The sequence below is a fragment of the Pseudomonas sp. D4002 genome (genome assembly GCF_013385665.1).
Lineage (GTDB): Bacteria > Pseudomonadota > Gammaproteobacteria > Pseudomonadales > Pseudomonadaceae > Aquipseudomonas.
Window position 1 is genome coordinate 1 of record NZ_JACAPN010000062.1, and the last position, 25095, is coordinate 25095.

Here is a 25095-nt window from a genome sequence, read left to right on the forward strand (position 1 = left end):
CGGGGGAGGGGGTAAAATGGCAAGGATGGCGATTTAGCCGCGCCGGGCCATGGGTGGGCCGGCGCGGCGGCCCGGGGAGCCGTTGCTGAGTGCGGGCATGCCGAGCCTGGGCGAGGCACCGAGTGGTGGGGCAAAGACCTTTTGGTTACTTTTGGGGCGTTTGCCAAAAGTGACCCGCTGTAAGAGCGGAACCATAAGCCGCCGTTACCTAAATAACGGATATGTACCCAGCCCCCCAAAACCACAGCCCAAAAAAAAGGCCGCACCCTGCCAAGGAGACGGCCAAAAAAATTGTCGAGGCATTTGAAACTAACGTGCAGTAATCACCGACAGCTTGGTAATCCCCGCCCGCTCGATCGACGCCATGGCTCGCGCCACTTCGCCATAGTTCACTCCATCATCAGCCTGCAGTTGCACCCGCACATCCGGGTCCTTGGCCTTGGCCGACTGCAAGTTGAATTCCAGCAAATCCGGCTGGATTTCATCCTTGTTGATAAACAGTTTGCCGGCCGCATCAATGCTCACCACCAGCGGGTCCTTCTGCTCCACCGGGGCCACGGCCTCGGTCTTGGGCAAGTTGATCGGAATCGCATTGGTCAACAACGGCGCCGTGACGATAAACACCACCAGCAGCACCAGCATCACGTCCACCAGCGGCGTAACGTTGATCTCGCTCAGCACCTCATCACTGTCTTGCGTGGAGAAGGCCATCTCAGGACGCCTCCTTCACTTTTTGCGCGCCACCCTGGGCACCGGCCTTGCTCAGCGTCGGGTGCAGCAGCACGCGGAAGGAGTTCTTCTGCGCCAGGCTGTAGAAGTCGTGGGCGAAGTCGTCCAGGTCAGCAGCCGTGAGCTTCAGGCGACGCAGGAAGTAGTTGTAGACCAGCACCGCCGGCACCGCGACGGCAATACCCACACCCGTGGCAACCAGTGCCGCACCGATCGGCCCGGCCACGGTTTCGAGGCTGGCGGAACCGGCGGCGCTGATGCCTTTCAAGGCTTCCATGATCCCCCACACAGTGCCGAACAGGCCGATAAACGGCGAGGTGCTGCCGATACTCGCAACCACGGCCAGGCCGGTCTCCAGGGAGCGACGCTCACGCACGATCTGTTGGCGCAAAGCGCGTTCAAGACGGTCCTGATGGTTGATCGCCTGGCTCAAGTCAGCAGCGTGTGGCGCTTCACCGACCTGGATCGCGGCGTAACCAGCCTGGGCCACACGAGCGGCGGCGCCGGGTTTGGTTTCGGCCAACTCAGCGGCCGAGTCCAGGCTGGATGCCGCCCAGAACTGTTTGTGGAACTTGCGATCCTGGGACTTGAGGCGGCCGAACTGGACGCCCTTGAGCAGGGCCAGGCCCCAGGTAGCGACCGAAAAGACCACCAGCAGCCAGATCACCGCGCTTTCGATGGATTCAGTTGGAGATGCTAATGCCATGATGTTTTCCCTCTGTGCAGGTCGCGATGTGTCCAACACACCGCATCCAATAATTAATGAATCTTGAAATCGATCGGTACGCTGACCCAGCCGTCCTGGGCCACATCACCCTGCTTGGCCGGTACAAAACTCCAGCGCTTCACGGCAGCCAGTGCGGCTTCGTCGAGTTGCTGGCGACCACTGCTTTTCTGAATCTGGATCTCACCCGGCTTGCCGGTGGCCAATACATGCACCCGCAACAGCACCGTGCCTTCCCAACCCCGGCGCTGGGCCAGTGACGGGTATTCGGGCGCCGGGTTCTTCAGGTACGCGGCGTTGGCCGAGGCCGGTGTCACCGGCGCGGGCGCAGGCGGTGCCGGCGGTGCTGGAGCCGGTGGCGCGGGTACAGGCGGCGCGGGCGGCTGCTCGGCTACCGGTTTCGGTGCGGGCTTGGGCACAGGCTTTGGCACCGGCTTGGGTTTCGGAATCTTTTTCGGCGCCGGCTTGGCGGCCAATTCATCAACCACCGGCGGCGGTGGCTCGACAACCGGTGGCGGCGGCGGCGGTGGTACAGGCGGTGGCGGCTCCACAACCGGCGGAGCCGGCTGGGAAAATTCGATCGTCATCGGCGGGATTTCCGGCGGCACAATCGGCAGCACCGGGGTTGGCTTCTGGCTGACCCAATAGATCACCGCGCCATGCAAGGCCAGCGCGAGAATCCCCAACAGGATCGCTTCACGCCGACTCAACACACCCTTCGGGGTTTTCTGCGTACGCAACTGCCCCAACGGCGCGCGATGCGGCCGGCCAAGGTCGACCAACTCACCACCCGGTGCGTGGCGCCACTGCGCCTCTTGTGCACTGGCGGCGGTCTGGACATTGCCCATTGATTAACTCCCCTGCGGTCTTAAGCAAAAAAACCGACGGGCCTGCCTTGGCGGCCGTCGAGGGCTGAATCATCGGGGGCAGACGCTTATCTCTTAAAGTAATCTTTAAAGTTATAGATAGATCTAAATTGAATAACCGAAACATCCGGATACGCCGAAGCCACGTCCTGCGCGGCCTGGCGCCGAGGGGGAAAATCTCAATGCTTTTGAGGCATACAAAATATTCACTGAAGGCATGGCTCAGCGTGGATTACCGGCACACAAATCCTGCAATTGGCGTAGCAACGCCTGCCCGGCCGCACCAAGGCCGTTACGGCCATACAGCGCCAGCCGCACGCCCTGCACCGCGGGCAAACCGCTGTCCGCGCCCAACACCACGTGCCCGGGCTGCACCACCCGCACCGGCAACAGGCTGATCCCCAGCCCCGCCGCCACCGCCGAACACACGCTGGCCAAGCTGGCGCTGGAATAACCGATGCGCCAGCGCCAGCCGCCCACCTCCAGGTGATGCAGCATTTCATTGCGGTACAGGCCGCCAGCGGGAAACGCCACCAACGGCAGCGGATCACGTCCCAGGGACGGCGAACTGCGGCTGTCGACCCAACACAACGGCTCCGGCCAGGACACTAGGCAGTCATCGCTGTCACCCATTTGCTTGACCAGCAGCACGTCGAATTCACCGCCGCGATAATCCCGCAACAATTCCGGCCCCAAGCCGCTGGTGACCTCCAGGCGCACCCGGGGATAAGCCTGCACAAACGCCGACAGCAGCGGCATCAGACGCTCGGCCGCAAAATCCTCGGGCACCGCCAGGCGCAACACGCCATCGCTCTGCTGATTGATCAGCACGTCGGCCGCCTCTTCGTGCAGCGCCAGGATGCGCCGCGCATACGCCAGCAACCGCTCACCCTCCACCGTGGCCACCACGCGGCGCTGATCCCGGTCGAGTACCTGGCTGCCCAGTGCATCTTCCAGGCGGCGGATCTGTTGGCTGACCGTGGACTGGGTCAAGTGCAGCCGCTCGGCCGCGCGGGTGAAATTGCCGCAATCGACGACGGCAACAAAGCTGCGCAACAACACAGGATCGAACATGGGCTCACCATTCCATTTGCCACTGATTGGTATGGTTATATTTAATTTCAGAATACCCCTGCGGCTACCCATACTTCACGCCTCATTGCGCACGAGGGGTTTTCCATGACTGACGATCAACAGCATCTGCATCACGCCGTGCAACTGGCCAAGGCCAACGTAGCCGCCGGTGGCCGCCCGTTTGGTGCGGTCCTGGTGCGCGACGGCAAGGTGCTGGTGGAAGCGGTCAACGAAATCCACTTGAGCCAGGACCCCACCGCCCACGCCGAGATGCTCGCCATCCGCGCCGCCAGCCAACAACTCGGCCCGCGCCTCGACGGTTGTGTGATCTACGCCAGCGGCCAGCCCTGCCCGATGTGCCTGAGTGCGATGCACCTGTGCGGCATATCCCGTGTGGTGTTCGCTGCCAGCAACGACGTGGCGGCGCCCTTTGGTTTGTCCACAGCAGCGATCTACCAGCAACTGGCGCTGCCGCTGGCGGAGCAAAAATTGCCCGTACAGCACCTGCCGCAGGCAGCGATGCAAGCCCTCTACCGCGAGTGGCAGGCCCTGCATGACGCTGAATAATTCATTCGCAGGCAAGCTCGCCGGTTGGGGTTTGTTGGTAGTACTGGGCCTAAACCTGCGACCGATCCTCAGTTCCATCAGCCCGTTGCTGGGGGAAATCCGTCTGGCCACCGGCCTGAGTTTCCAGAGCAGCGCCCTGCTCACCAGCCTGCCGGTGATCTGCATGGGCCTGGTGGCGCTGGTAGGTGTGCGCCTGGAGGCGAAGCTGGGGGAGCGTCGCGGAATCGCCCTGGGCTTGATGATGATTCTGCTGGCGTGCCTCGCGCGCTGGCTGTTTGGCCAGGCGCCGGCGCTGCTGGCCACGGCATTGTTCGGCGGTGCGGGTGTGGCGCTGATCCAGGCGCTGGTGCCGGCGATGATCAAGCGCCAGTTTCACCAGCGCGTGCCGTTGGCGATGGGGGTTTACTCGGCTTCGCTGATGGGCGGCGGTGGCTTGGCCGCGCTGCTCAGCCCGTTGGTGGCGGGGCATTTCCAGCAGTGGCAGGCGGGGCTCGGGATCTGGCTGCTACCGGCCCTGGGCGCACTATTGTTGTGGGCGTGGCTGCCATTGGGTGCGGCGAAAAACCCGCAGGTGACGGCGTCGTTCCAGGGCCTGCGCAACCGTCGGGCGTGGTTGCTGGCGCTGTATTTCGGCCTGGTGAATTGCGGCTACATGAGCATGGTCGCGTGGCTGCCGGCCTACTACCAGCAGTTGGGTTGGGGCGTACTGCCCAGTGGTTCGCTGCTGGCGTTCATGACGATCTTCCAGGTAATCGCCGCGCTGCTGATGCCGGCCCTGGCGCAACGTGGCATTGATCGTCGACCGTTACTGAGCATCAGCCTGCTGGCCCAGACCGTGGGCTATATCGGCCTGCTGACGGCGCCGCTGGAATTCCCCCACCTGTGGGTGGCGTTGATCGGTTTCGGCCTGGGAGCGTGTTTCGCCCTGAGCCTGTTGTTGACCCTGGATCACCGCCGCGACCCTCGGGAGGCCGGCCAACTGGCGGCGTTCGTCCAGGGCGTGGGCTTTTTGATCAACGCCGTATCACCGTGGCTGACCGGCTGGCTGCGGGAATTGACTGGCAGTTTCGTAAGCGCCTGGATGGTGCTGACGCTGACGGTGGTGGCGATGCTGATACTCACCCGGGTGTTCAGCCCGGGCACCTACCGCACAGGCTCTATGGATATGCAATTTGAATCTAGATAAAACAATGAACATTCTTTTGCGGAATAAGCGAGGCGATTAGAATCGCGGTTTCCTTCAGGACGCCGGAAAACTCCATGGACCTTCGCCAACTGCGCTACTTCATTGCTCTGAATGAGTACCGCAGTTTTGTGCGCGCCGCCGACGCCATGGGCATTACCCAGCCGGCGTTCAGCCGCAGCATCCAAAGCCTGGAACAGGAGTTTGGCTGTGTGCTGGTGGACCGCGCCCACAAAGACCTGCGCCCCACTCCGGAGGGTCAGGTGGTGTTGCAACATGCCTTGTCGCTCGTTCAGGGCGCGGCGCGGCTGAGCCACGAAGTCACCCGCATGACCAAGCTCGACGCCGGCGAATTGCGCTTTGGCTGCGATGCCGTGGCGGCGGTGAACCTGGTGCCTGGAGCGATCGCACGGTTTGTCGGCGCTCATCCACGAGTACGCAGCGGTTTGCATGTGGATAACTGGGAAAAACTCGGACGCAGTTTGAGTCGCGAAGAGATCGAATTCTTCATCGCCGATGTGCGCCACTTCGAGGCCGATCCGAACTTCCAGACCCAGGCCCTGACACCCCGGCGCAACGTATTTTTCTGCCGCGCCGGGCACCCGTTACTGGCCAAGGACAGCCTCTCGACCAACGACTTGTTTGACTACCCGCTGGCCACACCGCTGATCGCTCCCGGGGTACGCAAGCTACTGGCCAACCTGAGCGGGCGTGTCGACTTTTCTCCCGCTATCGAACTGGAGCAGTTTGCGGCGCTGGCGGCCATCGTGCACCAGTCCAATGCGATTGGCCTGGGTGCAGAGGATGCGTTTGCCGAAGACTTTGCCCGTGGCGCACTGACGGTGCTGCACTGGCGCAACGTGCCTCACAGCCTCGACAGTTTGAACAACCGCTGCGGGATCATCAGCCGTACCGGGTTTCGCTTGTCGCCGGCGGCGAAGGCGATGATCGAAACCCTGATCACCGTGGATACCCCCTCTGCTGAAGCAAGCTTGCTCGCCCGCAATTAAAAAACCAGGCTTGCGCGCGGCAGCCCATTCTCTTGATTTCAATGAAACTGTTATCGGCAATCAGCGGGTTTTTTCGCCTGCCGGGAACCGACACCATTGGCTCCAGAACAGAAAAACCTGGAGCCCTGCCATGTACTTGAAATACCCAATCAGTTGGACTGCCCTTGCCTTGGCAGCGGCCCTCACCGGCACCGCCGCCCAGGCTTCCATGCCGGCGAACCTGCCCGCCGATCAGAGCGTTGGCGCCATCGAGCAGGTGCACGCCTTCCACGATGCCATGCCCACCGGCGTGAGCGTTACCGAGACCGGACGCATCTTTGTCAACTTTCCTCGCTGGGGCGACGAGGTGCCGTTTACCGTCGCAGAATTGCGCGACGGCAAAGTCGTACCCTACCCTGACCAGGCGATAAATCAGGCCAACCCCAAAGACCCGGCCAAAGGGTTTATCAGCGTACAAAGCGTGGTGGCCGACGGGCGCGGACGCCTCTGGATACTGGACACCGCGGCGCCTGGCTTCTCGCCTCCACAGCCAGGTGGTGCCAAGCTCGTCGCAGTTGAGCTCGCCACCAACAAGGTGGTCAAGACCCTCGTATTCCCGAAAAACGTCATGCTGCCCGGCACCTACGTCAACGACATGCGCTTTGATTTTCGCGTGGGTGACCAAGGCGTGATCTATATCACCGACTCTTCACTTACCGGCCCGGGCGCGATCATCGTCATGGACATCGCCAGTGGCACGGCCATACGCCGGCTCAGTGGTGCACCCTCGACCTCGGTCGACCCGAACTTCGTACCCACGGTCGAAGGCCAGGTCCTGAAAGTGCGGGATGCCAAAGGCGGCACCCAGCCTTTTGCCGTGGCTTCGGACGGCATCGCCCTGTCGGCTGATGGGCAGACCTTGTATTTCTGCCCGCTGTCGAGTCGGCACCTGTACGCCATCCCCACGGCACTGCTGCGTGACGAGACAGTCAGCGAAGCACGGCTCGAAATGGCGGTCAAAGACCTCGGGGAAAAAGGCGCCTCGGACGGGCTTGAAGCCGACGCCTCGGGGGCCGTGTATGCCGGCGACTACGAAAACAACAGCGTGCGCAAACGGCTGGCGAACGGGCAATGGCAGACCATCGTCCATGATCCGCGTGTGCTCTGGCCCGACACACTGTCAATCGGTCCTGATGGCTACCTGTACTTCATCGCCAATCAGCTGCACCGCCAAAGCATCTTTCACGCAGGCAAAGACTTGCGCCAGAAACCCTACAGCCTGCTGCGCGTGAAGATCGATGCCGCGCCGGCGCCCACACACTAGCGGCGCCGAAGCATGAATATTGATGCGTTGAACCTGTTCATGCGATCAACAGAGCTGGGCAATATCACCGCAGCCGGCAGGGAGCTGGGACTCGCGCCCTCGGTGGCCAGCCACAAACTGGCGAAGCTTGAAGAATACCTGGGCATGCGCCTGCTGCATCGCACCACTCGCCAGGTCAGCCTGACCGAAGACGGTGCGCTGTTTCTGCCCCATGCAATCCGGGTGCTGGCAGCCGTGGACGAGGCCTATCTGGTCGCGGTGAAAGGCAAGGACGTGGCCAAGCGGGTGTTAAGAGTATCCGCCCCCGGGTCCTTCGCGCGGATGTGCCTGATGCCGGCCATTACCCGGTTCCTGCACGCCAACCCGAAGCTGAAGATCGACCTGATACTGTCCGATCAAATGCAGGACCTGACCGAGATCGGGATTGATGTGGCAATCCGCATCGCCGCCCTGAAGGACTCATCCCTGGTGGCGCGCAAGCTCGGCTGCGACAGACGCATCCTGTGTGCGGCACCCGCCTACCTCCAGGCGCATGGCGAACCGACTTCACCTGCGGAGCTGGTCAATCATTCCTGCATCCTGCTGGGCGACGAGGACCATTGGCGTTTCGTGGGTGCCCAGTCACACGAAGTCACGGCAATCAGTGGTTCGCTCAGAGTCAATTGCGGCGAAAGCGCACGGCTTGCCGCGGAGGGTGGGCTCGGCATCGTCTCTGTTTCACAGTGGAACGCCAGGCCCTCACTGGAAAGCGGCGCATTGGTGGAAATCATGCCGTCCTGTGTCCTGGAGCAAACCCGGGATATCTGGGCGATCTACCCCAGCGCGCGGTTGATCTCATCCAAGGCTCGGGCTTTCGTCGAGTTCATGATCGCCGAGTTCCAGGGCGATTTTTAGCATAGGGAAAAAATCATGACGGTGACTCACCAAGCTGCAGGCAGAACAAATCTCGCGAGCGGCCCACGCGTCGTTCGAATAGGGGTGACAGACTTGTCGTTCCATCGGGTTACCGCTGCGGTGGTAGCGCTGGTGTTGCAACGCATGGGCCTGACCGGACAAAGACGGCCGTTCGATTCCGAGGCCTTTTACGAATTCTGAATTCGCGGCAGGCTGGCTACAAGCGCCTGCTCACTGAGGCTAGTTTGGCGATGCAGATGTTCTGCAATCTCCCCAAACCGAGGATTCCAACATGCTCTACCTGGTTTTCAGCGGCACCATCAAAGAAGGCAAACAGGCCGAGTTCTATCGTGATGTAGCGGCCGTTTCACAAAAGCTCACCCACCAGCACGACAAGGCCGTGGTCTATCAATGGCATAAGGATGAAGAGAACCCCAACCGGTTCTTTCTCAACGAACAGTGGGAAAGCGTCGCGGACCTGCACGCGCATTTCGAAACGCTCTACAAAGCCTTCGGCCCGGCGAAACCCACCGAGCGCCTGCCGGCGAAAATCCTCGCGTACCTGGATGAAGCACAGGTGAACTTCTACCAGGCCATTCAGTAAATCGCACCCGGTCACCCCAGGGTGACCGGGATGCTTGCTCAGATCGCTGTCCTTTCCACCGGGTTGAGTTCGCTCAGCCGTCCCTCCTGGCGCGCAAACCGATTGGCCCGGGCAAACGTGCCAAAATCGTTGAAGCGCACGCCCATCTCCGCCATCACCTTGTGCGCCGTTTTCACCGTCATCTGGCGGATGTAGAACGGCTCCTTGACCACAAAGTGATGAATCCCGTGGGTGCTGCCGAAGTTGAAGCAGAACGCTTGCAACGGCCACAGCCACCACGGGTTGAGTACCTGGGTTTGCTGGATCACGTTGCCCGGCTCGATGTCGCCGTAGTAGTGCATGTTGGAGCTGACAAAGTGCAGGCAGAAGGTACGCAGCACGTTGGGGCCGATGATCACCACGGCGGCGATGTCGATGACTTGCATCACCGCCAGCGTGTTGGCCGACCAGTCGATCGGCGCGCCCAGCAGGCTGGCGATGCCATTGGCGGCATGAAAGCCGAGGAACACATACCACGCGCCCCAATGCAGCAGCGCCAGCGGTGCGTAGACCAGCGCCGTGCGCTTGAGAATGCCCAGCTTGTGCTTCCAGGACGGTGCCCGCAGCACCCGGATCAGTGCCGACATGATGTTGTCGCCGACCATCAGCAAACGTGCCAGGCCCCACGGTTCACCGTTGGTGATTGCGCGCTCTTCGATATCGGTTTCGCTGCCGGAAACCTTGTGGTGATTGAGGTGGATATGGCGCCGTACCCAAGGGTTGATGGTGCTGGGCCGCGCCAGCCACACCAGGCCCATCATCAGGTTGTGGGGCAGGCGCTGCTTGCGAAAGTACATGCTGTGGATCAGGTCGTGTTCCAGTTCGTGGGTCAATGACGCGAGGAATGCGTTGAGCAGCAGGCACACCCACCACGCCATGTGCCCGGTGATATACAGCGCCGCCGAACCCAGCATGCCCACCAGGGCAAAGGCCAGGATGCCCGCGCCCAACGCATCCTGATGCAGCAGCCAGGGGTGGCGCTGGCGCAATAACAGCCCCTCGGCCAGCACCACTTCACGAATATGCGCTGAACGCTGTTGTGCGTTCATCTGCCGGGGGCTTGCAGAAGTACGGTCCATGCTTCCATCCTCTGTCTTATTGATGCGTACATCCTGCCCTATGCGATCTGGCGGGACGCTAGCCCCACACGCCAACCTGTTGACCGCAAGCGCCAATCAACATGACCGAACCGACCTCTCTCGCCAGCTGGACCCGCGCCCTGCGCAAGCAGCTCGACGCCCTGGGCCTCGACAGCGCCGCGCTGTGCGCCCAGGCCGGGCTCGACCCGCAGTTGATGGAAGATCCGAACGCGCGCTACCCGCTATCGGCCACCACGCGCCTGTGGGAACTGGCGGTACAGGCCAGCGGCGACCCGGCGATTGGCTTGCGGGTGTCGCGGTTTGTCAGCCCCACCACCTTTCACGCGCTGGGATATGCGCTGGTGGCCAGCGGCAGCCTGCGGGAAGTGTTCGAGCGGATCGTGCGCTATCACCAGGTGGTCAGCGACGCACTGAGCCTGGAGCTTAGCCGGGAGGGCGAACGTTACCGCTTTCGCCTGCAACAGCCCGCCGGTACACCCGCACCCGCGTTTGAGGCGATTGATGCGTTCGCCGCGATTTACGTGCGCACCTGCCGCAATCGCCTGGGCCGGGAGTACGCGCCGCTGGCGGTGTACCTGCGGCGGCCCGAGCCGGCTGATCCCAAACCGTGGCACACGGTATTTCGCGCGCCGGTGTTTTTTGCCGCCGAGGAAGACCGTCTGGAATTTGCGGCCCGGGACTTTGACAGCCACCTGGACGATGCCAACCCCGAGTTGGCCGAGCACAATGAAACCGTGCTCAAGCGCACCCTGGCGCAACTGCGGCCGCTGACCTGGGAACGCAAGGTGCGTTCGGCCATTGAGGCGCAGTTGCCTGACGGTGAGCCGAGCGCCGAGCGCATCGCCCAGGCGTTGCATCTGAGCTTGCGCAGCTTGCAGCGGCATCTGGCGGATGAGGGCTGCCGGTTTGATGCGCTGCTGAACGAATGCCGGGAGAACCTCGCGCTGCTGCATCTGCGGGACCCCGAGTGTTCGCTGGCGGAGATCAGTCATTTGCTGGGGTTTGCCGATACCAGCAGCTTCAACCGGGCGTTCAAGCGCTGGACCGGGATCACGCCGGGGCAGTTTCGGGATGGGTTGAGGTAGCTGGAGTTGCGGTGGCTGTGAGGGCCTCTTCGCGAGCAAGCCCGCTCCCACATTTGACCGCATTCCAGAGGATGTACTCGGTCAAATGTGGGAGCGGGCTTGCTCGCGAAAGCGGTCGATCAAACACCCCAAAAGCCAGTGGCAGTCAGCGCCCCCGGTCCCGCCGCAACACCTTCTTCACCCGCGCCACCAAGGCCCGGGCCTCAAAGGGCTTGAGCAAATAATCATCCTCATGCAATTCCAGCCCACGCAGCCGGTCTTCAATCCCGTCCGGCGTGGTCAAAAACAACATCGGCGTCTCACCCTTCAACCGGATCGCCTGCTGCAGCTTCCAGGCATTCAGCCCCGGCAGCATCACATCCAGGATCACCAGGTCGTATTCGGTGCTTTCCACAAAGCGCAGGGCCGCCATGCCATTGGCCGCCACCTCCACCGTGTAGCTGGCCTCTTCAAGACTGCGGCCCATCGCCTCGGCCGCCTCTGACTCGTGTTCCACTAGCAGGACGCGCATAACACACCTCGAATAATCGTGAACGCAGGCTACCACCCTCAGGCATGCGCCGCCTCGCGCAAACGTTGCGGGTCGAGGATTTCGATCTCGCCATAGCCCAGCCGCACGATGCCCTGGCCTTGCAGGTCCTTGAGCAACGCATTGGTGGTCTGGCGCGACAGGCTCAGCATCGCGGCCAGGTCTTCCTGGGGCAGTTGCAGCACCTGCCGGGCCTGCTCGATGTCGCCATAGCCCTCGGCGATCATCAGCAGGCGGTGCGCCACCCGCACCGACGCCGGCATCAGGCTCAATTGCTCGATATTGATAAAGGTCAGGCGCAGTTTCTGGCTCATCAACAGGGCCATGTCGCGCCAGTAACGCGGAGTCTGTTCAAGAATGTGCAGCAACGCCGGCTGCGGTACCTGCAGCAACGTACACGGCCCGACGGCGCAGGCATCGTGGGTGCGGGGCAACCCGTCGAACAATGAGATTTCGCCGAACCAGTATGGCAACTCCGCCAGGCTCAACACTGCCTCCTTGCCCTGCTCGTTCACCGCGCTGATACGCAGGGAGCCCTCCAGCACCGCATACAACCCACACGGCGGATCGCCGCGCTTGAACAGGTATTGCCCCGCCGTCAGCTGCCGCAACCGGGCGCTGGCCAGCAAGCTATTCTGTAAGTCAGCAGGCAGATGGCTGTACCAGTGACCGGTGGCCAGCCGTGGGTGCCATTTCTCTACATCCATGCGAACTCCGAAGATTGTCGGCCAGTTGACAGTGTGTCGTGGGCCTACAGGGCATGATCAAACATCCTACAGGAGGAACAACAATGAAAAGCCTCGTCGACCATCTCAGTCAATACGCCGCCTACCACCGCGACCCGCGCAATATCGCCAGCCACTTTATCGGCATCCCGCTGATCGTGGTGGCCGTGGCCGTGCTGCTGTCACGCCCCGAATGGACGGTGGCCGGGCTGTGGCTGTCGCCCGCGGTGGTGTTGGCGCTGCTTTCGGCATGGTTCTACCTGCGCCTGGAACTGGCGCTCGGCGTGCTGATGACGGTGCTGATGGGCCTGTCGGTGTGGGCCGGGCATGTGCTGGCGGCGCAAAGCACGCTGGTGTGGCTGAGCAGCGGCATCGGCATGTTCGTGGTGGGCTGGGTGATCCAGTTTGTGGGGCATTACTACGAGGGGCGCAAGCCGGCGTTTGTCGATGACGTGTCCGGGTTGATCGTGGGGCCGTTGTTTGTGGTGGCGGAGTTGGCGTTCCTGGTGGGGCTGCGGCATGACCTGAAGCGGCAGATTGAAGAGCGCTCGGGGCCCGTGGCCGTGCGGCACAAGAACGCCACGGCCTGAGCAACACTGGAGATCCAAATGTGGGAGCGGGCTTGCTCGCGAAAGCGGAGTGTCAGTCACCGGATGTACCGACTGAACCACCGCATTCGCGAGCAAGCCCGCTCCCACATGGGTTTTGCGGCACTTTTAGGCTTTTTGCCAGACCTTGGGCTTGAAGAACAACGTCTCGCCCCGCGCCAAACCCGTCAGGCTGTCGTGGTCTTTCACCACTTCAGCCTCGATCAACTCGCTCTGGCCTTCGACCTTCAGGGTCACCCGGGTGGTCGCGCCAAGCGGGCGAATATCACGCACTTCAGCCGCGTGGTGGTCTTCCAGTTCATGGCGCGACAGCGACACTTCATGCGGGCGGAACAGCACGTGCTTGTCTTCACCCAAATGCAGGCGGTTGGAGTCGCCGAGGAAGTGATAAACAAAATCACTGGCCGGGTTTTCGTAGACTTCGCCCGGTGAGCCAATCTGCTCGATCACGCCCTTGTTCATCACCACGATGCGGTCCGCCACTTCCATGGCTTCTTCCTGGTCGTGGGTCACGAAGACCGAGGTCAGGTTGATGTCTTCGTGCAGGCGCGCCAGCCAGCGGCGCAGTTCTTTACGGACCTTGGCATCGAGGGCGCCGAAGGGTTCATCCAGCAGCAGCACTTTCGGCTCTACCGCCAGGGCGCGCGCCAGGGCGATACGCTGGCGCTGGCCGCCGGAGAGTTGTTCCGGGTAGCGATCCGACAGCCAATCGAGCTGCACCATGTTCAGCAGCTCGTGGACTTTCACGGCGATCTGGCTTTCGGTGGGGCGCTGGTTTTTCGGTTTCATGCGCAGGCCGAACGCGACGTTGTCGAACACGGTCATGTGGCGGAACAGCGCGTAGTGCTGGAACACAAAGCCGACGTTGCGATCACGCACGTCGTGGCCGGAGACGTCTTCACCATGGAACACGATGTTGCCGGCATCGGGGGTTTCGAGACCGGCGATGATCCGCAGCAGGGTGGTCTTGCCGCAGCCGGACGGGCCCAGCAACGCCACCAGCTCGCCACTCTGGATGTCCAGATTGATGCTGTTCAGGGCCTTGAAGGCGTTGAAATTCTTGCTGACATTACGGACTTCGATCGACATGACTTATTCCTCACCAGCACTTTTGCGCAGGCGGTTGATACGGTTCTCGCTCCACTGCTTGAGCAGCAGGATGAAGAGCGCCAGGATCAGCAACAGGCTCGCGACGGCAAACGCGGCGACGTGGTTGTATTCGTTGTAGAGGATCTCGACGTGCAGCGGCAAGGTGTTGGTCACGCCGCGAATGTGGCCGGACACCACCGACACCGCACCGAACTCACCCATGGCCCGCGCGGTACACAGCACCACGCCGTAGATCAGGCCCCACTTGATGTTCGGCACGGTGACATGCCAGAACATCTGCCAGCCGTTGGCGCCCAGGAGGCGCGCGGCCTCTTCTTCCTGGGTGCCCTGCTCCTGCATCAGCGGGATCAGCTCACGGGCCACGAACGGTACGGTGACGAAGATGGTCGCCAGCACGATGCCCGGCAAGGCGAACACGATCTGGATGTCATGGTCTTGCAGCCACGGGCCAAAGAAGCCCTGGGCGCCGAACATCAACACGTAGACCAGGCCGGCGATCACCGGCGATACCGAGAACGGCAGGTCGATCAGGGTCACCAGGATACTTTTGCCACGGAACGAGTACTTGCTCACGCACCAGGCGGCGCTGACGCCGAACACCACGTTGAGCGGTACCGAAATCACCACGGCGATCACCGTGAGTTTCAATGCCGACAGCGCGTCCGGCTCAAGGATCGCGGTGAAGAACGCACCCAGGCCATTCTTCAGGCCCTGGGACACCACGATAAACAGCGGCAGCAACAAAAACAGGAAGAACACCAGCCAGCCAAGGCTGATCAGGATGCGTCGGGACACCGCACTGCCACGACGGGCAGCGTTGGCCGAGGACGCGGCGGAAATAGACGATTGGGACATGTTCCGCGCCTCCTTATGGGTGTTCGATGCGCCGCTGCAGCAAGTTGATCAGCAGCAGCAGGACAAAGGAAACCACCAGCATCAGCACACCGATGGACGTGGCGCCGTGGTAGTCGTATTGGTCGAGCTTGACCATGATCAGCAACGGCAGGATCTCGGTTTTCATCGGCATGTTGCCGGCGATGAAGATCACCGAACCGTACTCACCGACACCTCGTGCAAACGCCAAGGCGAAGCCGGTCAACCAGGCAGGCAGCAGCGCCGGTACCAGGATGTAGCGGAACACTTGCAGGGGCTTGGCGCCGAGACAGGCGGCGGCTTCTTCGATTTCCCGGGGGATATCGGCCAACACCGGCTGCACGGTACGCACCACGAATGGCAGCGTGACGAAGGTCAGCGCGAGGGTGATGCCCAGGGGGGTGTAGGCGATCTTGAAGCCCAGGTCGGCGGCGAACTGGCCTACCAGGCCAGTGGGCGTGTACAGCGCGGTGAGTGCAATACCGGCGACGGCGGTGGGCAGGGCGAACGGCAAGTCGATCATCGCATCGATGATCTTGCGCCCGGGGAAGGTGTAGCGCACCAGTACCCATGCCAGCAGGGTACCGATCACGCCGTTGATGATCGCGGCATACAACGCAGTGCCGAAGCTCAGTTTCAACGCCGCCAGCACACGCGGTGCGGAGATGATGTTCCAGAACTGATCCCAGGTGAGTTGAGCGGCATGTACAAACATCGCCGCAAGGGGGATGAGTACGATCAGGCTGAGGTACACCACGGTGTAGCCCAGCGTCAGCCCGAAGCCGGGTATGACGGGGGAGATACGACGCGACATAAGAGTCCTTGGTTAGCGGGTAGATACCACTGTAGGAGCGAGCTTCTGTGGGAGCTGGCTTGCCTGCGATGCCGGCACCTCGGTGTATCAGTTACACCGAGGTGATGCTATCGCGGGCAAGCCCGGCTCCCACAGAAAGCTGGCTCCTACAGTTTGATTTTGCTTACTGCGCCGAGTAGATCTGGTCGAACACGCCACCGTCATTGAAGAATTTCGGTTGGGCAGTTTTCCAGCCGCCGAAGTCTTTGTCGATAGTCACCAGGTCCAGTTTCGGGAACTGCTGGGCGTATTTGGCGGCGACTTTCTCATCGCGTGGGCGGTAGAAGTTCTTCGCCGCAATCTCCTGTCCAGCCGGGCTGTACAGGTGCTTGAGGTACTCGGTGGCGATCTCGGTATTGCCCTTTTTCTCGGCGTTCTTGTCGACCACGGCCACTGGCGGCTCGGCGAGGATCGACAGCGAAGGTACAACGATGTCGAACTTGTCGGCGCCGCCGTCTTCCTTCAGGGCCAGGAAGGCTTCGTTTTCCCAGGCCAGCAACACGTCACCCTGACCGTTGTTGACGAAGGTGATGGTCGAACCGCGCGCGCCGGTGTCGAGGATCGGCACGTGCTTGAACAGCTCTTTCACGTATTCCTGGGCCTTGGCTTCGCTGCCACCGGCTTTCAGGCCGTAGGCCCAGGCGGCTAGGAAGTTCCAGCGGGCGCCGCCGGAGGTTTTCGGGTTCGGGGTGATCACCGACACGTCTTTCTTGATCAGGTCGCCCCAATCCTTGATGCCTTTAGGGTTGCCCTTGCGTACCAGGAACACGATGGTCGAGGTGTACGGGGTGCTGGCGTCCGGCAGGCGGGTTTGCCAGTTTTCCGGCAGGGTCTTGCCCAGTTTTGCGATTTCGTCGATGTCGCCGGCCAGGGCCAGGGTCACGACGTCGGCGCGCAGGCCGTCGATTACCGCGCGGCCCTGCTTGCCCGAACCACCGTGGGATTGCTGGATCTTGACGTTGTCACCCGGGTGCGACTGCTTCCAGAAGCTGGTGAATTCAGCGTTGTAGTCCTGGTAGAGCTCGCGGGTGGGGTCGTAAGACACGTTGAGCAGTTCGTAATCCTTGGCAACAGCGGAACCGGCAAACACGGCACTGGCCAGTGCTGCCAGGGCATAACGGCGAATCGACGACATAGAAGGCTCCTGAAATTCTTGGGTGTTGGCTTTTTTCTTATAGTTGCGGGTCTTGCAATCGAATCGCCGGTGTTGCTCAGCTCGGTTTGTTGCCCGGGTTCTGCAAACGGAATTTCTCTTTGCGTTCGATTTGTACTACCTGGGCGTTGTGCACAGTGATTTCCACCGCGCCAAACCGCAGATCGCGCAGGGCGCTCTGGATCTCGCGCAAAATGGCTGCTTCGTCCTGGCCGTCAACGCTACGTAGAGATGCGCTCATGGTCGTGCTCCTGAAATGAGAAGTGCCTCGCAGTGGCGGCACTGCTTGCGGCGTGAGGGCGATAGTAGATAAGCGCGGATATTCTTAAAAATACTATTTAAGAATGTTTATATAACCAGAAAGAATTTTCTGATGGGACGAGGGGTTGCGAGGGGTTTTGCGGGACGACCCGTGAAATAAAGCCGTGTGGAGATCCAAATGTGGGAGCGGGCTTGCTCGCGAAGGCGGTGGGTCAGTGACAGATTTGCTGACTGACACACCGCCTTCGCGAGCAATCCCGCTCCCACATTTTGGCCCTGTTTCAAATCAGGACAGGCAGTGGTTAACGAATTGTCGGCGCCCTCGCCCAATCCAGCTCACTGGCCGGCATCGGCCGACCAAACCAGTACCCCTGGCCAAGGTCACAGCGCTGTTCCAATAGAAACCGCGCCTGCTCAACCTGCTCGATACCTTCGGCATGCACCTGCATGCCCATGCTCTGCGCCAACGCGATCACTACCCGCACGATCGCCGCATCGTCCTCATCCCATGGCAACCCGGCGACAAAACCCTGGTCGATCTTGAGCTTCTGCACCGGCAAGCGCTTGAGCCGCAGCAGCGATGAATAACCGGTGCCAAAGTCGTCGATAGCCAGGCGCAAGCCGAGCTCACGCAGGCGATGCATTTGCTCAAGGGCGACTTCCGGGTCTTCCATCACCGCGCTTTCGGTGACTTCCAGCTCTAAAAGCGCCGGATCCAGCCCCGTGTCGTGCAGCACCTTGGCTACTTGCTCATACAGCTCCCGCCGGGCAAACAGGCGGCTGGACACATTCACCGCGAGAAACGTCAACGGTGCACCGTCTGCCAGCCACTGGCACATCTGGCGGCAGGCCTGGTCCATGACCCAGGCGTCGATGTCGGCAATCAGCCCGGTGCGCTCGGCAATCGGGATGAATTCCCCCGGCGGCACCAGCCCGCGCTCCGGGTGCTGCCAGCGCACCAGGGCTTCGACGCCGATCATTCGGCTGTCTTGCAGGTCGTGCACTGGCTGGTAGTAAACCCGCAGCTCCTGCTGATCCAGCGCGCGGCGCAGTTCACCGGCCATTTCCACGCGGTGCTGGGCGTGGGCAGTAAGCTCTTCGGTGTACAAGGCGTAGCCTTCGCGGCCGGCGCTCTTGGCCTTGAACAACGCGGAGTCGGCGTTGCGCAGCAGTTGCTCGGCGCTCAGCGCGTCGCTGGGGAACAGGCTGATCCCGATGCTCACGCTGATAAACAGTTGATGGCCGTCGAAGATGACCGGTTCTTTCATCGCGTCGAGAATACGTTGCGCCAGGGCGGCGGCCTGGCCCACCTGTGGACAACTTTCCGCCAGCACTGCGAACTCGTCACCGCCCAGGCGCGCCAGGGTCACGCCGGGGCCGAACAGGCCTTGCAGGCGCTCGCCGACGGCCTTGAGCAACTGGTCGCCGACGTTATGGCCGAGGCTGTCGTTGATGATCTTGAAATGGTCGAGGTCGAGCAGCAGCAAGGCGCAGCCACGTTTATGGATCTGCGCGGAGGCCAGGGCCTGTTCGGCACGGTCGGTGAACAGCAGGCGGTTGGGCAGGTCGGTCAGCGGGTCGTGATGGGCCAGGTGCGCCAACTCGCTCTCGGAGTGCTTGATGGCGCTGATATCGGAGAACACCGCGACGTAGTGGCTGATATGGCCCTGCTCATCACGGATCACCCGGATGGTCTGCCACTGTGGGTAGATTTCGCCGCTTTTACGGCGGTTCCAGATTTCACCGCTCCATTCACCGTCACGTTCCAGCGTCTCGAACATCGCCTGGTAGAAACTGGCCGAGTGGCGCCCGGACTTGAACAGGCTCGGCTGGTGCCCCAGCACGTCTTCGCACTGGTAGCCGGTGATTTCGATAAAGGCCCGGTTGACGTGAACAATCAGCCCCAGGGCATCGGTGACCAGCACTCCTTCGCGGGTGCAATCGAACACGGCGGCGGCCTGGCGCAGGCGCTCGCGGTTTTCCTTCAGTGGCTGCTGGATCAGGTTCGCCCGGGCAAAGTGCGCGCAGAGCAGGTAGATCGCCAGGGCACTGAGGCTGACCCACAGGTAACCGCGTATCTGAAGCCAGCGGCCCAGCTCCACGGGTTCATCGATAAAGTTGATCAATACCTGATGGCTGAGCTGAATCCACACAATCGAAACCAGCAGGTACATCAGCCCGGCACGCAGGGCACCTCGGTATGAAAACAGCATATGTTCAGTAATCCTTACTAAAAAACCAGATTCGCCCTACAAAGGTTACGGATTATAGAATAAGAAACATCCAGTCACTCCTATCTGAAAGGGCGGCTGGTTTTATCTGTAGGCTTAGTGATAATGCGCAAGCTGGTTTTTTCTTTATCTGAGGGCCATACAGCCTATGTGGTACAACGGTTTTCTTGACTTGTCGGCCTGGCAACTGGTGGCAGTCACTCTGTTGATGACCCACGTGACCATTGTCGGGGTCACGGTCTATCTGCACCGCTATTCAGCCCACCGCTCCCTGGAGCTCAATGCTGGCCTGAAACACTTCTTCCGCTTCTGGCTGTGGCTCACCACGGCGCAGAACACCCGCGAGTGGACCGCTATCCACCGCAAACACCACGCCAAGTGCGAAACCGTCGACGATCCTCACAGCCCGGTGATCAAGGGCCTGTCCACCGTGCTGCGCAAAGGCGCCGAGCTGTATCGCGCCGAAGCCGAGAACCCCGAGACCCTGCGCATCTACGGCAAGAACTGCCCGGAAGACTGGATCGAGCGCAAGCTCTACACCCCGTACCCGCTGCTGGGCGTGGCGATCATGGGCGTGATCGACCTGCTGCTGTTCGGCACCATCGGCATCACCATCTGGGCCATCCAGATGATGTGGATCCCGTTCTGGGCTGCCGGCGTAATCAACGGCCTGGGTCACGCCATCGGCTACCGCAACTTCGAATGCCGCGACGCGGCGACCAACCTGATTCCCTGGGGCATCATCGTGGGTGGCGAAGAACTGCATAACAACCACCACACCTACCCCAACTCCGCCAAGCTGTCGGTGAAGAAGTGGGAGTTCGACCTGGGCTGGGCCTGGATCAAAGTGTTCAGCTTCCTGCGCCTGGCCAAGGTGCAACGGGTCGCGCCGATCGCCCACCGGGTCGAAGGCAAGGGCAGCCTGGACATGGACACCGCGATGGCGATCCTCAACAACCGCTTCCAGATCATGGCCCAGTACCGCAAGTTGGTGATTGGCCCGCTGGTCAAGCAGGAACTGGAAAAGGTCGATCACTCGGTGCGCCACCAATTCCATCGCGCCAAGCGCCTGCTGTCGCGGGAAACCAGCCTGCTGGATGACCGCCACCACGTGCGCATCCAGGGCATGCTGGAACACAGCCAGGCTTTGAAAGTGATCTACGAGAAGCGCCTGGCGCTGCAACAGATCTGGCTGAAAACCAGCACCAACGGCCACGACATGCTGGCGGCGATCAAGGAATGGGTGCACGAGGCCGAGGCGAGCGGGATTCAATCACTGCGGGACTTTGCCCATCAGCTGAAGACCTATTCGCTGCGGCCTGCCGCGGCCTGATACGGCTGTAGCGAGCCGATTTTTTGTGGCAGGGGAGCTTCTGTGGCGAGGGAGCTTGCTCCCGCTGGAGTGCGCAGCGCTCCCAAGATTTTGGGGCCGCTACGCAGCCCAGCGGGAGCAAGCTCCCTCGCCACAACAAGCTCCCTCCCCATAGCAGCTCCTTCCCCACAGCAAGCCCCTCCCCCCAACAAACTCGCTCCTACATGTTTCTGGCGCCATTTCTTGGTCGCCTCTAATCGGCGCTGATAAAGGAACTTCGCAGCAAATTCCCCCTCTCAATCAACACTTCGCCATCCCGGCGGCCCTTGTTGTGACCGCTGCCCAACCCCGCGGCATGCCCAGAGAGAGTTGTGCCGATGGTCCACGAAAAGACCTTCACCGACACCCCCGTCCTCGAACACCTACGACCGGCAGCCGCCGCTACGTTGCTGGCCCTGATGCATGCTCAGGGCGAAGTGGAACGGCTGAGTGAACGCGAGCAACTGCTGAGTTCGCTGTTGGTCAGTGTGAATGCCGTGCTCTGGGCAATCGAGTGGGACACTCGCCGCGTGCTGTACGTCAGCCCGGCCTATGAGCGGGTTTTCGGACGTACGGCGGGCATGTTGTTGACCGACTATCGGGAATGGCGCAACAGCATCCACCCCGAAGACCTCGACTACGCCGAGCACAGCCTGGCCCAGGTGCTGCACAGCGGCGCCGTGGAAGACCGCGAGTACCGCATCATCACCGCCGACGGGCAGATCCGCTGGCTCAGCGACAAGTGTTACATCAACCAGCAGGCCGAGCCCGGCCAGCCGGTGATCGTGGTAGGCATAGCCGAAGACATCACCGAAAAGAAGCAGCTGGAACTCGAGCTGCACCGCCTGGCCACCACCGATGTGCTGACCCGCAGCAGCAACCGCCGGCATTTCTTCGAGTGCGCCCACCACGAGTTTGAACGCGCCTGCCTGCAAGGCACGCCCCTGGCGTTCCTGTTGCTGGACATCGATGACTTCAAGGTGGTGAACGACACCTACGGCCACCTGGAAGGCGATCAGGTGTTGCAGCGTATCGCCGAGAGCGGTCGGGGAGTTCTGCGCCGTGGCGACCTGTTCGGGCGCATTGGCGGCGAAGAATTCGCCGCCATACTGCCCGGTTGTGCCCCGGAGATGGCAATGCAGGTGGCCGAACGCCTGGGGCACGAGATTGCGCAGCTGAGCTTCAGCCACGACGGTGAGAGCTTCGCGGTCACCGTCAGCCAGGGCCTGGCCAGCCTGACCGCCGAGGACGCCAATGTGGACAGCCTGTTTGCCCGCGCTGACGCGGCCATGTACGAGGCCAAGCGCCAGGGCAAAAACCGCGTGCTCTCCGGCTGATGCTACACGATGACCTGTGGGAGCCGGGCTTGCCCGCGATGCAGGCACCTCGGTATGTCGGTTGTACCGGGATGATGCTATCGCAGGCAAGCCAGCTCCCACACTGGCACGCATCGCCTGCTAGGTTTTGCGCATACGCGTCAATTCCGGCAAACCCACCTTGAGCAAGCGTGCCGTCTTGCCTTTCGCCAATGCCTCGACGCCTTCATGCTCGGTCAGCCGCGCCAGTTGCGCCGCCAGGTTCATCACCAGCGCTTCGCGGGAATACACCCCGCCCTCCAGCGAATAAATCGCCGCGATCAACTGGCGCAACTCCAGCGGCAGGCGCCAGCGTGTGCGCAGTGCCGAGCCATAGGCCGCACCGAAGGTGTAGAGGGACTCGCCAATCGCTTCGTCATCCAATTCGCCACCGCCCAGCAGCCAGTCTTGCAGGCACCGCAGCAAGGCCAGGTCGCCAAGGCGATGGAGGATGCCGGCGCTGTAGCAGCGCTCGTGATCCAGGTCGAGCATGCGCGCCAGGCTGCGGGCGTAGTCGGCGGTGCGCTGGGACAGCTGCCAATGACGCTCGGCGTAATCCACAAGGCTCGGGTCGCTCAGTACCACGTTGTGCTTGAGGGCGAGCCCCAGGATCAGGTTCATGCTCTGCCCCGCCGCCAGCTTGTGCAGGGCCATGCCCAGGGTCTGTACCGGCGAACCGTGATGGCCGGCGCTGTTGGCGGCGGCGATCAACACGGCAGTAATCTGCGGGTCCATGCGCACCTGCTCTTCCAGGCGCTTGAGGTCCAGGCCCTCCGGCTCCAGGCTATGTTGCACCGCAGCCTGCACGTCGACCCGCAGCGGCGCGCCGTCGGAGGCTTCCCGGCGGCGCTCCAGAAACACCGGCAAGGTCATGCCCGGCGCCAGGGCCGGGACTTCGCAATACACCGTCTCACCTTCGTTCAGCAGCAAGTCCTGCAGGCGCTGGGTCAGGCTTTCCATGTTCAGGGGTTTGGTCAGGTACGCGGTCGGTGCCAGCGGCAAGGCTTCGCGCACACTGGCGCTGTCGTTGCGGGTACTCAGCAGGATAAACGGCAACAGCGGCGTACGCCGTTGCAGGCGCACGCTGCGCAGCAGGCTCAGGCCATCGACGCCGGGCAGCTCCCAATCGGCAATGATCAGGTCATAGGGTTTGTCACGCAGCAACTCGGTGGCCCGCTGGCCATCGGCACACACATCCAGCCGTGCGTCACAGCGCACATTCAGCAACACCTGCTTGAGCAGATCTCGGGACCAAGGGTCGGCCTCGGCAATCAACACACGGGGTACAGCCGGTAAATCAACAGCAGTCATCCAGCACGCTCCATCGGCAATACCAGCACCTTAGACAAAGGAGCCGCCTGCGTACAATGAACAACGGCTGAATACCGTTCATCGGGCACAAAAAAACCCGCCTAAGCGGGTTTTTTGTCGATCAGGTCAACTTTTGATCACAGCTCGGAGAAGCACTCTTCGATGATCGCCAGGCCTTTGTCCAACTGCTCGTCCGGCGAAGTCAGCGGAACCAGCACGCGCAACACGTTGCCGTAGGTGCCGCAGGACAGCAGGATCAAGCCCTTGTCACGCGCCTTGGCCACCACGGAAGCGACAGCAGCGGCGTTCGGCTTATGGCTGTCGCCATCTTCGAACAGCTCGACCGCAATCATTGCGCCCAGGGCACGCACTTCGCCGATCACCGGGTACTTGGCCTGGATAGCTTTCAGACCGGTCACCAGGCGCTCGCCCACAGCCTTGCAGCGGTCCAGCAGGTGCTCTTCTTCGAACACTTCCATCACGGCCAGGGCCGCGGCGCAAGCGATCGGGCTGCCAGCGTAAGTGCCGCCCAGGCCACCTGGCGCAATGGCGTCCATGTATTCAGCCTTGCCGCATACACCGGCCAGCGGGAAGCCGCCTGCGATGGATTTGGCGAAGGTGGTCAGGTCGGCGGCAACGCCCATCTGTTCCATGGCGAAGAAAGTACCGGTACGGCCGGCACCGGTTTGCACTTCGTCGGCGATCAGCAGGATGCCGTGCTTGTCGCACAGTTCGCGCAGGCGCTTCATGAAGGATTTAGGCGCGACGTAGAAACCGCCTTCGCCCTGCACCGGCTCGATGATGATGGCAGCGATATCACGCGGCTCGGCATCGTTCTTGAAGATGCGTTCGATGCTGGCGATGGAGTCGTCATCGCTCACACCGTGCAGTTCGTTCGGGAACAGCGCGCGGAACACGCCGCCTGGCATCAGGCCCATGCCGGCCGAGTACGGCACGACTTTGCCGGTGAGGCCCAGGGTCATCATGGTGCGACCGTGGTAGGCGCCGGTGAACGCGATCACGCCGGCACGGCCAGTGGCGGCACGGGCAATCTTCACGGCGTTTTCTACCGCTTCGGAACCGGTGGTGACCAGCAGGGTTTTCTTGGCGAAATCACCCGGCACCTTGGCGTTAACTTTTTCGCACAGCTCAACGTACGGCTCGTAGGCCAGTACCTGGAAGCAGGTGTGAGTCAGCTTGTTCAACTGTTCGGTCACGGCGGCGATGATTTTCGGGTGCACATGGCCGGTGTTCAGCACGGCGATACCGCCGGCGAAGTCGATGAACTCGCGACCTTCAACGTCGGTCACGGTGGCGTTCTTCGCCGACTCGGCGAAGATCGGGTGAATCTGGCCAACACCGCGTGGTACAGCGGCTTCGCGGCGTTTCATCAGGGATGCGTTGGTCTTGCTCATAAAGTCCTCATTCGCCACTCATCGGGTGGCGTGGTCCAAGGAATACGTGGCGGGGAGGCAACTACGGCAGCATGCGATGATCGACTGCCACAGCTTTCCCGGCCACTACGAATAACGGGGTGAAACACGCAAAGGGACAGCG

Annotated in this window: 25 protein-coding genes; 10 read left to right on the top strand and 15 right to left on the bottom strand. The window is 61.7% G+C overall.

The genetic code is table 11. From position 1 onward, the window contains the following. Nucleotides 1-309: 309 nt before the first annotated feature. The 4 genes from HX824_RS31110 to HX824_RS31125 all read right to left on the bottom strand — a co-directional run bounded on the left by HX824_RS31110 (nucleotide 310) and on the right by HX824_RS31125 (nucleotide 3393). Nucleotides 310-711 carry a biopolymer transporter ExbD gene (locus HX824_RS31110; protein ID WP_003218118.1) on the bottom strand — a complete coding sequence of 134 codons (402 nt, stop codon included), beginning with the start codon at nucleotides 709-711 and terminating at the stop codon, nucleotides 310-312. A 1-nt stretch (nucleotide 712) separates the two neighbouring features. After that, complete coding sequence (locus tag HX824_RS31115) at nucleotides 713-1438, bottom strand: MotA/TolQ/ExbB proton channel family protein (RefSeq protein ID WP_085984637.1); 726 nt, start codon at nucleotides 1436-1438, stop codon at nucleotides 713-715. A 50-nt stretch (nucleotides 1439-1488) separates the two neighbouring features. Next, nucleotides 1489-2301, bottom strand: a complete 813-nt coding sequence (locus tag HX824_RS31120; protein WP_003218120.1) for an energy transducer TonB — start codon at nucleotides 2299-2301, stop codon at nucleotides 1489-1491. A gap of 240 nt (nucleotides 2302-2541) precedes the next feature. After that, complete coding sequence (locus HX824_RS31125) at nucleotides 2542-3393, bottom strand: LysR family transcriptional regulator (protein WP_008433713.1); 852 nt, start codon at nucleotides 3391-3393, stop codon at nucleotides 2542-2544. A 105-nt stretch (nucleotides 3394-3498) separates the two neighbouring features. Between HX824_RS31125 and HX824_RS31130 the strand changes: the two genes are divergently transcribed. From HX824_RS31130 to HX824_RS31155, 6 genes are all read left to right on the top strand, one after another. Then, nucleotides 3499-3960: a nucleoside deaminase gene (locus tag HX824_RS31130; RefSeq protein WP_102606281.1), complete on the top strand. Its 462-nt coding sequence runs from the start codon at nucleotides 3499-3501 to the stop codon at nucleotides 3958-3960. Continuing rightward, on the top strand, nucleotides 3947-5146 hold the full coding sequence (locus HX824_RS31135; RefSeq protein WP_177055981.1) for a CynX/NimT family MFS transporter: 1200 nt from the start codon (nucleotides 3947-3949) through the stop codon (nucleotides 5144-5146). Before HX824_RS31130 ends, HX824_RS31135 begins: the two co-directional genes overlap by 14 nt. A gap of 74 nt (nucleotides 5147-5220) precedes the next feature. Next, nucleotides 5221-6153 carry a LysR family transcriptional regulator gene (locus tag HX824_RS31140; RefSeq protein ID WP_003218124.1) on the top strand — a complete coding sequence of 311 codons (933 nt, stop codon included), beginning with the start codon at nucleotides 5221-5223 and terminating at the stop codon, nucleotides 6151-6153. A gap of 130 nt (nucleotides 6154-6283) precedes the next feature. Next, a complete protein-coding gene (locus tag HX824_RS31145) occupies nucleotides 6284-7456 on the top strand; it encodes an L-dopachrome tautomerase-related protein (RefSeq protein ID WP_003218125.1) in 1173 nt (390 codons plus the stop codon). A 12-nt stretch (nucleotides 7457-7468) separates the two neighbouring features. Further along, nucleotides 7469-8350, top strand: a complete 882-nt coding sequence (locus HX824_RS31150) for a LysR family transcriptional regulator (protein ID WP_177055983.1) — start codon at nucleotides 7469-7471, stop codon at nucleotides 8348-8350. A 292-nt stretch (nucleotides 8351-8642) separates the two neighbouring features. Further along, complete coding sequence (locus HX824_RS31155; protein WP_003218128.1) at nucleotides 8643-8954, top strand: putative quinol monooxygenase; 312 nt, start codon at nucleotides 8643-8645, stop codon at nucleotides 8952-8954. 38 nt (nucleotides 8955-8992) lie between these two features. On the opposite strand, the gene HX824_RS31160 is transcribed toward HX824_RS31155, so the two are convergent. Further along, entirely contained in the window at nucleotides 8993-10072 is a 1080-nt protein-coding gene (locus HX824_RS31160) for a fatty acid desaturase (protein ID WP_177055985.1), read from the bottom strand. 101 nt (nucleotides 10073-10173) lie between these two features. On the opposite strand from HX824_RS31160, the gene HX824_RS31165 reads away from it, so the two are divergent. After that, entirely contained in the window at nucleotides 10174-11178 is a 1005-nt protein-coding gene (locus HX824_RS31165; RefSeq protein ID WP_087693638.1) for an AraC family transcriptional regulator, read from the top strand. A 145-nt stretch (nucleotides 11179-11323) separates the two neighbouring features. Here the strand turns inward: HX824_RS31165 and HX824_RS31170 are convergent, their stop codons facing one another. Together HX824_RS31170 and HX824_RS31175 are read right to left on the bottom strand one after the other, a co-directional pair. After that, nucleotides 11324-11689 carry a response regulator gene (locus HX824_RS31170; protein ID WP_003218132.1) on the bottom strand — a complete coding sequence of 122 codons (366 nt, stop codon included), beginning with the start codon at nucleotides 11687-11689 and terminating at the stop codon, nucleotides 11324-11326. A gap of 38 nt (nucleotides 11690-11727) precedes the next feature. Next, the gene (locus HX824_RS31175) at nucleotides 11728-12414 is read right to left on the bottom strand and encodes a Crp/Fnr family transcriptional regulator (protein ID WP_003218134.1); all 687 of its coding nucleotides are present in this window, start codon (nucleotides 12412-12414) and stop codon (nucleotides 11728-11730) included. 83 nt (nucleotides 12415-12497) lie between these two features. Here HX824_RS31175 and HX824_RS31180 point away from each other — a divergent pair, with 83 nt between their 5' ends. Beyond that, nucleotides 12498-13022, top strand: a complete 525-nt coding sequence (locus tag HX824_RS31180) for a DUF962 domain-containing protein (RefSeq protein ID WP_177055987.1) — start codon at nucleotides 12498-12500, stop codon at nucleotides 13020-13022. Nucleotides 13023-13148: 126 nt separating this feature from the next. On the opposite strand, the gene HX824_RS31185 is transcribed toward HX824_RS31180, so the two are convergent. From HX824_RS31185 to dibA, 6 genes are all read right to left on the bottom strand, one after another. Next, complete coding sequence (locus HX824_RS31185) at nucleotides 13149-14129, bottom strand: sulfate/molybdate ABC transporter ATP-binding protein (RefSeq protein WP_003218138.1); 981 nt, start codon at nucleotides 14127-14129, stop codon at nucleotides 13149-13151. Between the two features lie 3 nt (nucleotides 14130-14132). After that, the gene (cysW, locus tag HX824_RS31190; RefSeq protein ID WP_003218139.1) at nucleotides 14133-15005 is read right to left on the bottom strand and encodes a sulfate ABC transporter permease subunit CysW; all 873 of its coding nucleotides are present in this window, start codon (nucleotides 15003-15005) and stop codon (nucleotides 14133-14135) included. Between the two features lie 13 nt (nucleotides 15006-15018). Further along, a complete protein-coding gene (gene cysT / locus HX824_RS31195; RefSeq protein WP_003218141.1) occupies nucleotides 15019-15837 on the bottom strand; it encodes a sulfate ABC transporter permease subunit CysT in 819 nt (272 codons plus the stop codon). Between the two features lie 163 nt (nucleotides 15838-16000). Continuing rightward, nucleotides 16001-17011: a sulfate ABC transporter substrate-binding protein gene (locus tag HX824_RS31200; protein ID WP_003218143.1), complete on the bottom strand. Its 1011-nt coding sequence runs from the start codon at nucleotides 17009-17011 to the stop codon at nucleotides 16001-16003. Nucleotides 17012-17087: 76 nt separating this feature from the next. Beyond that, nucleotides 17088-17270 carry a sulfur starvation response protein OscA gene (gene oscA, locus HX824_RS31205; RefSeq protein ID WP_003170956.1) on the bottom strand — a complete coding sequence of 61 codons (183 nt, stop codon included), beginning with the start codon at nucleotides 17268-17270 and terminating at the stop codon, nucleotides 17088-17090. A gap of 322 nt (nucleotides 17271-17592) precedes the next feature. Continuing rightward, the gene (gene dibA / locus HX824_RS31210; protein WP_008433689.1) at nucleotides 17593-19503 is read right to left on the bottom strand and encodes a phosphodiesterase DibA; all 1911 of its coding nucleotides are present in this window, start codon (nucleotides 19501-19503) and stop codon (nucleotides 17593-17595) included. A gap of 166 nt (nucleotides 19504-19669) precedes the next feature. Here dibA and desA point away from each other — a divergent pair, with 166 nt between their 5' ends. Both desA and HX824_RS31220 read left to right on the top strand, forming a co-directional pair. Then, a complete protein-coding gene (desA, locus tag HX824_RS31215) occupies nucleotides 19670-20854 on the top strand; it encodes a delta-9 fatty acid desaturase DesA (RefSeq protein ID WP_177055989.1) in 1185 nt (394 codons plus the stop codon). Between the two features lie 356 nt (nucleotides 20855-21210). Then, a complete protein-coding gene (locus HX824_RS31220) occupies nucleotides 21211-22209 on the top strand; it encodes a sensor domain-containing diguanylate cyclase (RefSeq protein ID WP_177055991.1) in 999 nt (332 codons plus the stop codon). Between the two features lie 120 nt (nucleotides 22210-22329). Here the strand turns inward: HX824_RS31220 and HX824_RS31225 are convergent, their stop codons facing one another. Together HX824_RS31225 and gabT are read right to left on the bottom strand one after the other, a co-directional pair. Continuing rightward, complete coding sequence (locus HX824_RS31225) at nucleotides 22330-23538, bottom strand: HDOD domain-containing protein (RefSeq protein ID WP_003218151.1); 1209 nt, start codon at nucleotides 23536-23538, stop codon at nucleotides 22330-22332. A 137-nt stretch (nucleotides 23539-23675) separates the two neighbouring features. Continuing rightward, nucleotides 23676-24953 (bottom strand): 4-aminobutyrate--2-oxoglutarate transaminase, encoded by a 1278-nt coding sequence (gene gabT, locus HX824_RS31230; protein ID WP_003218153.1) that lies wholly within the window; start codon nucleotides 24951-24953, stop codon nucleotides 23676-23678. Nucleotides 24954-25095: the final 142 nt, after the last annotated feature.

Excerpts from the sequence above, each read along its gene's own strand:
- HX824_RS31110 (WP_003218118.1), bottom strand. The coding sequence starts at position 711 with ATGGCCTTCTCCACGCAAGACAGTGATGAGGTGCTGAGCGAGATCAAC.
- HX824_RS31120 (WP_003218120.1), bottom strand. The coding sequence starts at position 2,301 with ATGGGCAATGTCCAGACCGCCGCCAGTGCACAAGAGGCGCAGTGGCGC.
- HX824_RS31125 (WP_008433713.1), bottom strand. The coding sequence starts at position 3,393 with ATGTTCGATCCTGTGTTGTTGCGCAGCTTTGTTGCCGTCGTCGATTGC.
- HX824_RS31130 (WP_102606281.1), top strand. The coding sequence starts at position 3,499 with ATGACTGACGATCAACAGCATCTGCATCACGCCGTGCAACTGGCCAAG.
- HX824_RS31135 (WP_177055981.1), top strand. The coding sequence starts at position 3,947 with ATGACGCTGAATAATTCATTCGCAGGCAAGCTCGCCGGTTGGGGTTTG.
- HX824_RS31140 (WP_003218124.1), top strand. The coding sequence starts at position 5,221 with ATGGACCTTCGCCAACTGCGCTACTTCATTGCTCTGAATGAGTACCGC.
- HX824_RS31145 (WP_003218125.1), top strand. The coding sequence starts at position 6,284 with ATGTACTTGAAATACCCAATCAGTTGGACTGCCCTTGCCTTGGCAGCG.
- HX824_RS31150 (WP_177055983.1), top strand. The coding sequence starts at position 7,469 with ATGAATATTGATGCGTTGAACCTGTTCATGCGATCAACAGAGCTGGGC.
- HX824_RS31155 (WP_003218128.1), top strand. The coding sequence starts at position 8,643 with ATGCTCTACCTGGTTTTCAGCGGCACCATCAAAGAAGGCAAACAGGCC.
- HX824_RS31160 (WP_177055985.1), bottom strand. The coding sequence starts at position 10,072 with ATGGACCGTACTTCTGCAAGCCCCCGGCAGATGAACGCACAACAGCGT.
- HX824_RS31165 (WP_087693638.1), top strand. The coding sequence starts at position 10,174 with ATGACCGAACCGACCTCTCTCGCCAGCTGGACCCGCGCCCTGCGCAAG.
- HX824_RS31170 (WP_003218132.1), bottom strand. The coding sequence starts at position 11,689 with ATGCGCGTCCTGCTAGTGGAACACGAGTCAGAGGCGGCCGAGGCGATG.
- HX824_RS31175 (WP_003218134.1), bottom strand. The coding sequence starts at position 12,414 with ATGGATGTAGAGAAATGGCACCCACGGCTGGCCACCGGTCACTGGTAC.
- HX824_RS31180 (WP_177055987.1), top strand. The coding sequence starts at position 12,498 with ATGAAAAGCCTCGTCGACCATCTCAGTCAATACGCCGCCTACCACCGC.
- HX824_RS31185 (WP_003218138.1), bottom strand. The coding sequence starts at position 14,129 with ATGTCGATCGAAGTCCGTAATGTCAGCAAGAATTTCAACGCCTTCAAG.
- cysW (WP_003218139.1), bottom strand. The coding sequence starts at position 15,005 with ATGTCCCAATCGTCTATTTCCGCCGCGTCCTCGGCCAACGCTGCCCGT.
- cysT (WP_003218141.1), bottom strand. The coding sequence starts at position 15,837 with ATGTCGCGTCGTATCTCCCCCGTCATACCCGGCTTCGGGCTGACGCTG.
- HX824_RS31200 (WP_003218143.1), bottom strand. The coding sequence starts at position 17,011 with ATGTCGTCGATTCGCCGTTATGCCCTGGCAGCACTGGCCAGTGCCGTG.
- oscA (WP_003170956.1), bottom strand. The coding sequence starts at position 17,270 with ATGAGCGCATCTCTACGTAGCGTTGACGGCCAGGACGAAGCAGCCATT.
- dibA (WP_008433689.1), bottom strand. The coding sequence starts at position 19,503 with ATGCTGTTTTCATACCGAGGTGCCCTGCGTGCCGGGCTGATGTACCTG.
- desA (WP_177055989.1), top strand. The coding sequence starts at position 19,670 with ATGTGGTACAACGGTTTTCTTGACTTGTCGGCCTGGCAACTGGTGGCA.
- HX824_RS31220 (WP_177055991.1), top strand. The coding sequence starts at position 21,211 with ATGGTCCACGAAAAGACCTTCACCGACACCCCCGTCCTCGAACACCTA.
- HX824_RS31225 (WP_003218151.1), bottom strand. The coding sequence starts at position 23,538 with ATGACTGCTGTTGATTTACCGGCTGTACCCCGTGTGTTGATTGCCGAG.
- gabT (WP_003218153.1), bottom strand. The coding sequence starts at position 24,953 with ATGAGCAAGACCAACGCATCCCTGATGAAACGCCGCGAAGCCGCTGTA.